General features: G+C 41.0%; 10 protein-coding genes and 1 riboswitch. Of the genes, 7 read left to right on the top strand and 3 right to left on the bottom strand.

Annotation, left to right across the window (positions count from 1 at the left end; genetic code table 11):
• The 5 genes from tssI to EYW48_RS18210 all read left to right on the top strand — a co-directional run.
• Nucleotides 1-908, top strand: a 908-nt coding sequence (tssI, locus tag EYW48_RS18230) for a type VI secretion system tip protein TssI/VgrG (RefSeq protein WP_277432791.1), incomplete at its 5' end; no start/stop codon positions are given.
• Nucleotides 908-1705, top strand: a complete 798-nt coding sequence (locus EYW48_RS18225) for a DUF4123 domain-containing protein (protein ID WP_255199807.1) — start codon at nucleotides 908-910, stop codon at nucleotides 1703-1705. The genes tssI and EYW48_RS18225, both read left to right, overlap by 1 nt.
• Nucleotides 1702-3837 carry a DUF2235 domain-containing protein gene (locus EYW48_RS18220; RefSeq protein WP_277432790.1) on the top strand — a complete coding sequence of 712 codons (2136 nt, stop codon included), beginning with the start codon at nucleotides 1702-1704 and terminating at the stop codon, nucleotides 3835-3837. Before EYW48_RS18225 ends, EYW48_RS18220 begins: the two co-directional genes overlap by 4 nt.
• A gap of 1 nt (nucleotide 3838) precedes the next feature.
• Nucleotides 3839-4576, top strand: a complete 738-nt coding sequence (locus EYW48_RS18215; RefSeq protein ID WP_277432789.1) for a DUF2931 family protein — start codon at nucleotides 3839-3841, stop codon at nucleotides 4574-4576.
• A 183-nt stretch (nucleotides 4577-4759) separates the two neighbouring features.
• Nucleotides 4760-5401: a LysE family translocator gene (locus EYW48_RS18210; RefSeq protein WP_168522121.1), complete on the top strand. Its 642-nt coding sequence runs from the start codon at nucleotides 4760-4762 to the stop codon at nucleotides 5399-5401.
• A gap of 328 nt (nucleotides 5402-5729) precedes the next feature.
• Here EYW48_RS18210 and EYW48_RS18205 read toward each other — a convergent pair whose 3' ends face one another.
• Nucleotides 5730-7109 carry a sodium:alanine symporter family protein gene (locus EYW48_RS18205; protein WP_172533251.1) on the bottom strand — a complete coding sequence of 460 codons (1380 nt, stop codon included), beginning with the start codon at nucleotides 7107-7109 and terminating at the stop codon, nucleotides 5730-5732.
• Nucleotides 7110-7214: 105 nt separating this feature from the next.
• Nucleotides 7215-7309, bottom strand: a riboswitch (glycine riboswitch).
• 366 nt (nucleotides 7310-7675) lie between these two features.
• Here EYW48_RS18205 and EYW48_RS18200 point away from each other — a divergent pair.
• Entirely contained in the window at nucleotides 7676-7834 is a 159-nt protein-coding gene (locus tag EYW48_RS18200) for a hypothetical protein (protein ID WP_168522127.1), read from the top strand.
• Nucleotides 7835-7855: 21 nt separating this feature from the next.
• Nucleotides 7856-8590 (top strand): chromosome partitioning protein ParA, encoded by a 735-nt coding sequence (locus tag EYW48_RS18195; RefSeq protein ID WP_274683227.1) that lies wholly within the window; start codon nucleotides 7856-7858, stop codon nucleotides 8588-8590.
• Nucleotides 8591-8650: 60 nt separating this feature from the next.
• Here EYW48_RS18195 and EYW48_RS18190 read toward each other — a convergent pair whose 3' ends face one another.
• Together EYW48_RS18190 and EYW48_RS18185 are read right to left on the bottom strand one after the other, a co-directional pair.
• Nucleotides 8651-9757 (bottom strand): M20/M25/M40 family metallo-hydrolase, encoded by a 1107-nt coding sequence (locus EYW48_RS18190; protein ID WP_053311462.1) that lies wholly within the window; start codon nucleotides 9755-9757, stop codon nucleotides 8651-8653.
• A gap of 163 nt (nucleotides 9758-9920) precedes the next feature.
• Nucleotides 9921-11420, bottom strand: a complete 1500-nt coding sequence (locus tag EYW48_RS18185; protein ID WP_277432788.1) for an EAL domain-containing protein — start codon at nucleotides 11418-11420, stop codon at nucleotides 9921-9923.
• Nucleotides 11421-11859: the final 439 nt, after the last annotated feature.

Genomic DNA, 11859 nt, shown 5'->3' with positions numbered 1-11859 from the left:
TGGGGCCTGATGGTGAAGAAATCTTCTGTGACGAACATGGCCGCGTCAAACTGCATTTCCCGTGGGATAGATATTCAAACGGCGATGAGCACAGCTCATGCTGGGTGCGAGTGTCACAAGGATGGGCAGGCAGCCAATACGGGATGATGGCTATCCCAAGAATTGGTCATGAAGTGATAGTATCGTTTTTGAATGGCGACCCAGACCAACCGATAGTCACAGGCCGCACCTACCATGCCAGCAACAAAGCGCCTTACACGCTGCCAGACAACAAAACCAAAACCGTGCTGCGCAGTGAAACCCACCAAGGTGAAGGGTTTAATGAGCTGAGCTTTGAAGACCAAGCAGGGCAAGAGAAAATCTACCTGCACGCGCAAAAAGACTATGAAGCACTGGTGCTCAATGATGCCACCAGTCACATCAAACACGATAGTCACCTGACGGTGGATAATGACCAGTTTAGCCATATCAAAAATAACCAACACCTAACGGTGGGTGGTGAGAGTCGCGAAGCCGTTCAAGGAAACCGAACGTTGATCATTAATGGTTCCTTACATGTAAAGTCGGGCCAAGTATGGGTTAATGAAGCGGGTGATGAAATCCATATTAAAGCTGGGCAAAAAGTTGTCATAGAAGCGGGCTCTGAAATTACGGTAAAAGCCGGTGGAAGTTTTGTTAAAGTGGATCCTGCTGGTGTCCATCTTTCTGGGGCGGGCGTTAATTTAAACTCAGGCGGAAGTGCTGGCAATGGCAGTGGTTTGAGTGGTGATTTACCGTTATTACCCGGTGAACTTGAACTGCAAAAGTCACCAGCACCACCACAAACTATCTCTTACCAAGCTCTATTGCGATCTGAAGAAGCGCGAATGCCAGCCGTAAAAGTATGTCCATTAGCAGGAGATGCCTAATGTTGAAATCGTGGTTTGAAGAACAGCCAGAACATCAATATTGGTTGGTTGATCATAAACTTCACAAGCTTGCTGTAGCGCAAAATGGTGGTTTTGGATTTGATGGTGCCATACCTGTGTTTTATGGTGCGATGTTTGACTCTGTGATGTCACTGTCACCGTGGCTAATTCCTGTATCAGCCTCTATTTTACAGTTGCCAAATAAAATGGTTAACCAAGGTTTAGGGCTTTCTAGTCGGGTATCAGAAAATGGCGTTATCGCTCACCTGAGAAGTTTATTGATAGCGGCGTTGGATGGTGAAGAAGTGTTGTTTCGCTTTTATGACTGTGAAGTAATTCTTCCCATGTTAGGCGCGATGGATGAGGCCGAGATAAATCAATTTTTAGGCAATATTAATCAATTAGTGGTGATTGATCACCATGAAGAAGACGCTCTCATTACCTTCAGTAATACCTCATGCAGTGAATTTGTGCTTCGTCACGGGACTTGGTGGAAGATGTCACCTCACCACCTAGCGCCTTTGTACAACGTAAATGTTCATTCCAACTCCTTAGAAAGACGTTGGTGGGAGCTACTGCCGCATCTTTTACAACGCCTAGAATCACCGCAGCAGACGATATTATCAGCCTTGCAATCAGCATTAGAAAAGCAAAATAGCTACGAGGTCGCAGAGCAGCATGCGTTAGTTGCGCTCGTCACTGCAACCGATACCGCGCTTGATGATTTATCCCATCCTTTACATTTAACATCGGATGAACTGAAAGAGTTAAAGGCCATTAAGGAGAGCTGGCAATGAGAAGTACAACAGGAGTTAGCCCTTTCTGCGCACCGTGTGAAAATCGAACGCATTGGATTGAAATTATCATCCGTGATGAGTTCAATAAGCCATTTAAAGGCATCACTGGTACTATCACTGACTCTGCAAAGCATGAATTTCCCATCGTATTAGGTGAAGCGCCTATCTTGCTTAAAACGCTTGCCCCCGGCCCGGTGACGCTCACTCTTGATGCTGAACAATGGTTAAGAGAGTCTCAGGGCAAACTGAGAACACCCAATAATGAAGCCGACCCTACTTTGGATTTTGCCAAGCAATACCAAGACCATTTAGGGAATAGTGCTAGTTTTCTAAACGTAACTACTGGCGATCTAACCGAATTAACACCAGAACAAGCTCTACCCGTAAGGCACCAAAAAGGCCAAGCAGATGTTTGTAATTTACTGACAGATAAAAGTTATGTTCTTAAAGTGAGAGGATTTAACTTTATTACATTGCGCGTAGGTATGTTTTTTGATGGTACGGCTAATAATAGCTACAGTGCGCAATGGGGGAAAACTCAGTTAGAGAATTACTATCAAACATGGAAAATGAAATACAACGTTGATTGCGACATTATTTCCAGAAAAACAGGGCGGCTTAAAAACGACATTCCTGCTACTCACTTATCGAGTGAGTGTTTTGATTATCCTAAAAAAGACAATTTCTTTATCTCGTTATTAAAAAATGATGCAGGTGAAGTAGAAACAGTGGCAGGCAGTGCTAGTAATGAGCTAACCAATGTACCGAAGTTGTTTGAACTTTATGAGAAAAATCAATTTTCTGAAAACAGGCTTGCCTATTCTATAGCTGAATATGTTACGGGTATTGGTACGGGAAATAGCACAAATATTGCACCAGCTGATGAATCGGAAATTTTTGGGCAGGGGGCTGGGATAGGTAAATATGGTGTGACCGCTAAAGTCAGTACTTCCATAGAGCAACTGTCAACGTCAATTATAAATATTAAATCAGTCTTTGCTGAAGCAGATCCGAATAGCGTTGACGGTTTTAATAAGCTGCAGTTTGATGTATTTGGCTTTAGTCGTGGAGCCGCTGCCGCAAGACATTTTATTAATGTAGTACTAGATGGCGAGCAGGGCGAGTTTGCTCAAGTGTTTAGCAAGGCGTGCCAAAAGAGCGATGTTCCCTTAGCTTATGGGTTTGATTGGAACGAAGCGGATGAGGCTAAAGCCAACTGTGAGATTACTTTTGCTGGCCTGTTTGATACCGTCGCTTCTGTGGTTGACCTACTTTCTTTTGACTTTTCAACTCATCATGACAATGGTGATGTGAGGCTATGGCTTGATCCTCAGCGCGTTCGGTGTGCTGTTCACTTAACCGCAGACCCTAGTATTGAGTGTCGCTATAACTTTAGCCTTAACCACCTTAACTCTGTTGGTTCGGTAGATCATTTTCATGAATTTGTCCTTCCTGGAGCCCATTCCGATATTGGTGGTGGTTACCATTCACGCCTGAGTTACAACAAGAGTGATTATCTCTTGCCGATATTGGAGAAAAAATTGGTGAAGCGGGCGAGTCGCTCTTTCACTGACCGTTGGGATAAGGATCGCGCCGAACAATACGTGAGAAAAAAACTGGCTGAGTATAAACGGCGTGATTTAGCCACCGGCTGGAAGGAGAGTGATTACACAGAGCCACAAATTGAGTTTATTAATCATGGTAAAAAAGAGGACGGCAGAGTGGTCGGTCGCCTTTATATACAGCGTAAGGTGGAAGGTGAACTCTCCCGTTTATACCTTAGATTAATGTATGGTTTAGCTGAGTTTCAGGGAGTACCAGTGGCTGATGATGATGGTTTTCTATGGCAAGACCCGGATCGTGGTGCTTATAGAGTTGTCGACTTTCCTGAACAATCGAATAATATTTTAGCTACCAGTTTTAAGATATTAAATCAAGAAGTACTGGATATGGCAAAGCAAGGGCAATATGCCAAGTTAGAGAGTGAGTTTGATGCAAAACGTAAACAAGAGTTGATGCAGTTAAACTTATTTCACCATTCATCTGATGATAGTTTTGCACTCAAACCGCTTTGGGATGAAAATCAAGGCTGCTACAAGCGTGCCAGCTACCGATGCGAAAAAGGGAAATAGAATGTATTTCAAAAGTGTATCTGTTTTGTTGATCACGGTATTGTTAAATGCCTGTTCATCTTATGCGGGGCCAATACCAGAGAAGGCATGGAGCGTTAGCGTCTCTATGCCCTCTTTTTACCCTGTTAAAGTGACTCAAGCTTATGGAATAAATGAGGCGCAAAACTGGACATCTCCTTTACATACCTTTTCTCATTTTATGAGAATCAGTGATCTAAAAAATGTTCAAGGTTGGTTACCTGAATATGATGGTTTTGGATTGCCTGTACATAGTTTTGCTATGAATACGCAGGGTGAGCAAGTTGTAAAGATTAAATTGCCACCAGATAGTCTTTACTTGTACTGGGTTTCACTTATTAACACTCAGTTTTATGTGACCAAATATACTGTATCTGAAGACGTGAAAAGTTTGATGGCGCAAAAAAGTCTTTACCAAAATAGAGATGGTTCATTGGGTAATGTTTGTTATCGCACCGAATTCGTGTTTGGTTTACTACCCAATGGGCAAGCCAAAGTTTGGCTAAGAGGTTGTGGCGAGACCGTCTATTTAGCCGAATTAGCACCAGATAAAGTCATGGATCGTGATAGCAACGGTTTTACAGCAGACACCTATAAAGAGGCTTCTTATTTAGGGCGTATTCACCAACGCGCAAAAGACGAAGGTGTATCAATTGACCCGATCCCTTGGGATAAGGTGAATAAGGTGTACTCTAGTGAAAAAATTATCCAATTGAATTGAAAGTAAATTACTTGCTGGATAAAAATCTGCTCTGGTGATTTTGTTGTAGTCATCATTAGACACGGAAACAGCCCGATTTTATCGGGTTTTTTCTTATCTGCTGCAAAACTCTTAAAGACATCAATCAAATGCTCAGGTATAAAAAGAACAACTGACCGCATTATTTTTCATACAGGGATAGGTATGTATATCCAAAACTTTGAGGCATTTTTAGTTGCCATTACCATCTTAACCTTAACACCAGGGCTAGACACCGCATTGGTTATTCGTAATACCTCTCGCGCTGGTTTTAGTGATGGATGCGTCACTAGTTTAGGTATCTGCGGCGGTCTTTTCGTTCATGCCACGTTTTCGGCGGTAGGTATTTCAGCGATCTTGGCACAATCCGCAGAGCTATTTCATTTCGTGAAAATGATCGGTGCTGCTTATTTGATTTGGCTAGGGCTTTCTAGCTTAAAAGCTCTGTTAAAAAATGGGCAAGGGATGAATATCTCCACCGTTTCTCACGGCGAGCTCAAACTCTCTCGTTCATTGCGTGAGGGCTTTCTATCGAATGTGCTTAACCCTAAAACAGCGGTATTCTATTTAGCATTTTTACCTCAGTTTATTAATCCAGAGTCTTCTCCATTATTTCAGTCATTATTTATGGCCGCTGTTCACTTTGTTATTGCCATGGTTTGGCAATGTGGGTTAGCGGGTGCACTAAGCTCTGCAAAGAATCTACTTAAAAATGCATCCTTTATGAAATGGATGGAAGGCACAACCGGTGTTGTACTTATTGGCCTGGGTCTCAAATTGTTACTTGAGAAAGAAACAATTCAATAAATAAAATTGTAGGATTTTTCCCAATGGATTTGCGCTGACATTTCCCTGAAATAACGTCCTTAAATATGAAGTATAAATACCCGCATGCGCTACTCGGTAGGAAATTGTGGGAGATGATGTGAATATTTTACTTATTTGTGCGGTTGTTTTGGTGTGTGTGTTGCTGTTTCTTGGAGGGATAGCGTTAGATCTTGGAGTGCCTACTGCAATCATTATTTTAGCAGTTTTAAATTGGTCCCACTCTTGCTTAGATAAACAGATACGTAAGCAAAAACACATGTCATTAAACCGCAGATAGGGCTGTTGAATACCTATCTGCGGTGTCGATTTAATATTGTGTCTGAACGGTATTCACAGCGTTTGAAGGTTGTTTTTCAAAGAACAGTTTCGTTTCTTCCATCACGACGTGGCGTAAGGCAATTAAACCAATGAGATTTGGAATGGCCATTAACCCGTTAACGATATCTGCAATGATCCAAATCATATCCAGATGCAAGAAAGCGCCAGATGCAACTAAACCGATAAATATCACTTTATAAGGCAAAACCGCTTTTGTGCCGAATAGGAATACCACGCAACGTTCACCATAGTAGTTCCAGCCCAAAATCGTAGTGAAAGCAAAAAACATCAAACCGATAGAGACAAGCATTGGTCCTAATGTTTGAGCATTTAAACCAACAGCAAATGCGTAAGTGGTCATCGCTGCACCAGAAAAATCGCTTTGCCATGCTCCGGTAAGTATTAATGCAAGGCCTGTCATCGTACAGATGATAATGGTGTCAAAGAACGTACCCGTCATCGAAATTAACCCCTGTTTTACACAAGAGTCTGTTTTCGCAGCGGCAGCAGCCATTGGCGCACTGCCAAGTCCAGATTCATTTGAAAAGACACCGCGTGCGATACCTGATTGAATAGCAAGCATGATGCTTGCCCCTAAAAAACCACCAGTAGCAGCGGTTGAGGTAAATGCAGAAGTAATGACAAGGCTGACTGCATCTAGCAGTTTATCACTATTACTCACGATTACACTTAAGCAGGCAACAATATAGAATAATGCCATTGCCGGTACGATTTTACCTGCCACGTTAGCAATCGATTTAATACCACCAACGGTGACAAAGGCGACTAAAAGCGTCAGAACTACAGCTGAAATTTCGCGAGATACACCAAATGAGATTTCAGTGGCGTCCAAAATGGCGTTTACTTGCGGGAAAGTGCCGATACCAAAGCAAGCCACGCCAATTGCAAACAGAGCAAATAGAACTGCTAGTGTTTTCGAACCAACACCATATTGTAAATAGTACATTGGGCCGCCAACCATTTGCCCTTTGTCATCGACTTTACGATATTTTACCGCGAGCAAGCATTCTGCATATTTTGTTGCCATACCAAATAGTGCCGCCAGCCACATCCAAAATAGTGCGCCCGGACCGCCCAGCTTAATTGCGGTTGCGACACCAACAATATTACCGGTACCGATAGTGGCGGATAATGCTGTGCAAAGCGCAGCAAAGCTTGATACATCACCTTGTTTATCCGATGACTTATCTTTGCTAAAGACCATTTTTAGTGCCGTTGGAAGGTGGCGAAACTGAATAAGTCCCAAACGAAAGGTAAAATAGACACCAGTACCCACTAATAAAATAAGAAGTGGTGGTCCCCAAATAAAGCTATCAACAGTTTCAAGTATAGATTGCAGGTTGTTCATGAATTCCCCTTAATAAAACAACAGTTAAGGAGAAGAGGGAAAGGGTAGTGATCAAATAGAACACGATAGGTATTGAATAGACAATAACTATTTAAAATTATAGCTTTCCACTCCTCTGTCCTTTTGCCTGAGAGTTTCACCCTATGACAGGGTTTGCTCCTTCGGCGACCGATTCAACGGTTCTCTCCAGAGGTTCCTCCAACTACAGTCCTCGCTTGTTCTGTAAATAGAACATTAGCACCTGAAAGATTTACTTCTTCGGTGGGTTAGTTTATTCAGTTAAGAATGAACTAGCCTCTCTCCTGCAGTCTTCATCGGAACTGACGGCAAGCAGTGCTTACCGTCAAGGCACGATATGTTACATAAAGAAGTTTGCAAAACAAGATAAATTGTGGCTTTAGTCTCATTTTTATATTGATCGATGAATTGTTGTCCAATCGATTTATCCAATGAGTAACAATGAAAAAAGATTAAGGTGAAAGTTTACGCAACTTGTCGATTGTTCTACTTTTCTCTGACCTTTGACGTGCTATAAATGGTATAAAATACGCTGGAGGAATAGTGCTATGACACGACTAATAACCATCGTTGTATTGATCGCTTTGGCGTTCATTTTGGTGCGTTTTCGCACTAATGAAAAATTGCAGAAAGGTGTTGTTATTACCTTACTGTCTGCTTTTGTAATCTACACAGCCTCAATTGTAATTGCTGAATTAACCCGCTGATGTTTATAGAGGAGTAAAAGAGTGGATAAACATACTGACATTGACGAACAAGAGGATGTAGTAGTCATTGAAGAACGAGATAAACGCACTTACGTTTATCTCGCATTGGCGGGAGTATTAGGCTTGGCACTAGGCGGCCTGATAGGTTCAAGTATCACCACTAATAAATGGCAAAAAAGCTATAGTCAATTGGAAGAAAAATATCAGCAGCTCAATGAAGACCGTACACAATTAGTTGAAACGGTAGAATTGAAAGTGGCAGCAGTTGACGCTGAAGTTGAGACTAAAATACAACGAGCATTGGATGAACAGAATTCACAGCATCAAGAACAATTGAATCAATTCCAAGAAAAATATAAAAAACTGGAATCAGAAAATAAGTTGCTACAGGCGAAACTCAATGATGAGAAAGAAAAGCTAGTAGAGGTTGCTCAAAGCAATAGTAAGCTCAATCGCCAGGCGGATATGCAAGCGACCATGTTTGAACGTTCACGTGAACTTTTCCAACGTGAGCTAAAAATTAAACAAGAGCTTGAAGCGCTAGAGAAAGAGAAACAGACCATTACTCCAAAGTTGAAGTTACTGAAGTCTGACTGTGACGCTTACTTGGAAGGTAAATCTTGGGATGCGAAATCAGATGCTTGTGATAAGCAAGATGCTGCGAATTCTCGTATCAGTCAAATTGACCAAATGATACAAGTACACCGCATGGACCTAGAGCAGATAAAAGTTTTAACAGAAGGTATCGGCTTGTAAGTTTAATTTTTTGTCTATGTATAAAGAAAAGCGCCTCCGAAAATAGAGGCGCTTTTTGTTTTATGCCGTTAAGTACGCTTTCACGAACTGGGCTATTTTAACCATATCAGCAACTGCAATGTACTCTTCAGTAGTATGAACTTTTGCCATGCCAGTAGAAAGATTGACTGTTGTTAACCCTTTTTCGTTGAAGTTGTTGGCGTCACTACCGCCGCCAGTACGCTTCGTTTTAGGTTCAATATCAATAGAATGGAAGGTGTTTTTGATTGCTACAATGTGCGGATGATCTTCATCCAAAACAAAGGCGTTATAAGCGCGTGTTGATTCAATCTCGACTTGTGCACCGTGTTTATCTGCCGTCGCTTGGAAAGTTGAAACCATGTGTTCAACTTGTTGGCTCAGTTTGTCATCATTCAATGAACGCGCTTCTGCGACAATTTTAATGTCTGGCATAACAATATTGGTTGCGCCACCACCTTGAACAATACCGATGTTGGCCGTGGTTTCTTCATCAATGCGTAACAACTTCATTTGAGTAATAGCGTCAGCGGCAACCATGATCGCGCTGATCCCTTCTTCAGGAGCAAGGCCTGCATGAGCAGGTTTGCCTTTGATTGTCGCTACAATCTTTTGTTGGCCTGGTGCGGCTTTTACTATAGTGCCGATTGGACCGCCAGTATCTAACACAATGGCTTTCGTTGATTGAATGTTCGTCATATCGAATTGTTTTGAGCCTTGAAGACCACCTTCTTCATGAACCGTAAAGGCAATTTCAATAGTTTTGTGCTGCAGATTTTCAGCTTGAATACAGCGAATGGCCTCGATAATAGCAGCAATACCTGACTTATCATCGCCACCTAAAATGGTATCGCCTTGAGAGCGAATAATGCCATTGTCGATAATCGGTGTAATGCTCATGCCGGGCTTTACGGTATCCATATGGCAGCTTAATACGACACTGTCGTTTATTTGGCCTTCTAAGCGAGCATAAATATTGAAGCCATTAGAGACTTGCTCTGGCACTGCAAGCTTATGAACGGTAAAGCCTAGCCCTTCAAGCTGTGTTGCTAAGGTTTCAGCAATTTGCTTTTCATTGCCTGATTCACTATCAATTTTGATCAAATCAAAGAAGTGCTCAACCAAACGTTGCTCATTTATGGAATTCATTGTGTCTTACCTTGTAGGGAACAGAAGCGATACCTTATCGCGTGTTACAGGGTCAAGATGCTGAGGTAAATCAAAAAATACCGATAAAATAAAACCGTCTAATTACTGACATTGAGCAAGTTTATCTGTTTTGGCTAAGCCACTAACTTTTTTGTATGAAAATCTATTGGTCCATCTTTAGATGAATATCTGCAAGCATTAGTGGGCGATGAAAATAGTAACCTTGCTGGAATTGTACCCCTTTTGCTGCTAAGTAGCGGGCTTGTTCTTCTGTCTCGACACCTTCAGCAATAATTGCGATATTTAAACTATGCGCGAGGTCTATGATGGCATTCAAAACAGGTGCGTTAACCGATTGCAGTCCAATAGTATCAACAAAACATTTATCGATTTTTAAGCAATCAAAAGTGATATTTTGCAACACAGAAAGAGTGGTATGTCCGGTACCAAAATCATCGATGAAAACTTGAATACCTAATTTTCGTACCTCTTCTACGGCTTCTTGCCCTTGTTCATCCAGTAACTGTCTTTCAGTGATTTCGATATCAAAATTGATATTGATATCCTTAAAAGCTCGACCATATTGTTCAAGCCGTTGTAAACAAAGGTCATTGAGAAGGTATGAAGGAGGAACATTGACCCCAAGGTGGAACTTATCTTGGATAGTGATCATTTTCCAATCTTCAAAAGCATGTTCAATCACGTAGTCGGTAATTTGATTAATTAACCCATGCTCTTCAGCTAAAGGAATAAAGGTATCTGGTCGGATAAATCCAAGGCTTGGATGCACCCAACGAATCAAAGCTTCTGCACCGATAATAGAATGATCGTCACTAGAAATGATCGGTTGATACATTAAAAACAACTCTTTATTTACTAGTGCTCTTTTTAAATCATCAACTAACGAGTTTCGTTTACTAAACCATTGAAAAAATATGAAAATCAATATTGATATTGCCAAAGAGACTGGAATAGCACCGAGGAAACTAAAAATAACCCTTGAATCAACAAAATTAGAACTAGCTTCAACCATTAGGGAAAAATCGTAACGGCTTGATTTGACAATTTGACTTGGATTTTGACTGACAAATTCTTTATTTGCTGGGTAGTAAAGCTCACCTAACTTCACAACAATCTTTTTTATACGCTTATCAGAGCCATGTCCCAAGCGAGCAGAAACATAATGCCTATCCATAATGGACACAGCACCACGTTGCGGATTGTTCTTATCGACATCGACCACGACTAACGTGCGATTGTCAGGATCACCCTCTAAATCAAGTAAGAATTCTCTTGCATTCAAGCCATTCGCCGATACGCGATGACTGATATCGGTGTGCCTAACCCCACGTTTTGAAGAGCAGGTGATGGTTTGATTTTCGACAATTAGCATCTCCCTTAAGTTGCTCTCAAAAAGAAAGTTATTTTGAATCTGAGCGCAGTTATTGGTGCGATAGAGCGCTTGATAATTATTTTCTTTCAAATCATCAATGAGGTGCTCTATCCGCTTTACATAAGAGGTGCCAATCGTCTCTAAATTGTTATTGATAGCTTTTAGGTTAACTTGATACGCCACAGAAAAAACGATAGGGACTGGTAGTATTAAAACAGCAAACGCTTTTGTGATCAGTCTTCGTTGGCTATCTGTGAATCTTTTGAGCATAAGTTAAATTTTCTACCTATCTGTTTATAAAAAGGAGTCGCAGTATAAAGATATAGTGCTGCATTAATAGACACTATTGAGAGAATTAACACAACAATTACACTGTAGGATTATTCTTAATAGAGTTATTGCACTAATTATCGTGATTGTAGTAATAATGTTACATTGTAATTATTAGAATACTCTATCTCTCATAGTTGGCTAGCTTTTTATTATAGAGTTAATTTAATTTAACTATTTGTATTTAAGAGTTTTATATTGACGTGCATACAATTTTCCCTGAGGATCATAATCCTTGTGGATGCCCACTCTTTCAGTGTAACAATTTGATTACATTTTGCGGCGGATGAGGTAGCTGCACCATTTTCCGTTCAGTTATTCCTTTTTGCCAAAAATTGCGTAATTTTCTTTAAATAGCTTATCAAAACATAGATAAATT

Source organism: Vibrio sp. 1180_3 (genome assembly GCF_029478545.1).
GTDB classification, from domain to species: domain Bacteria; phylum Pseudomonadota; class Gammaproteobacteria; order Enterobacterales; family Vibrionaceae; genus Vibrio; species Vibrio aestuarianus.
Note: the sequence above shows the minus strand (reverse complement) of the source record. Positions and strands in the feature narration are given on the sequence as shown.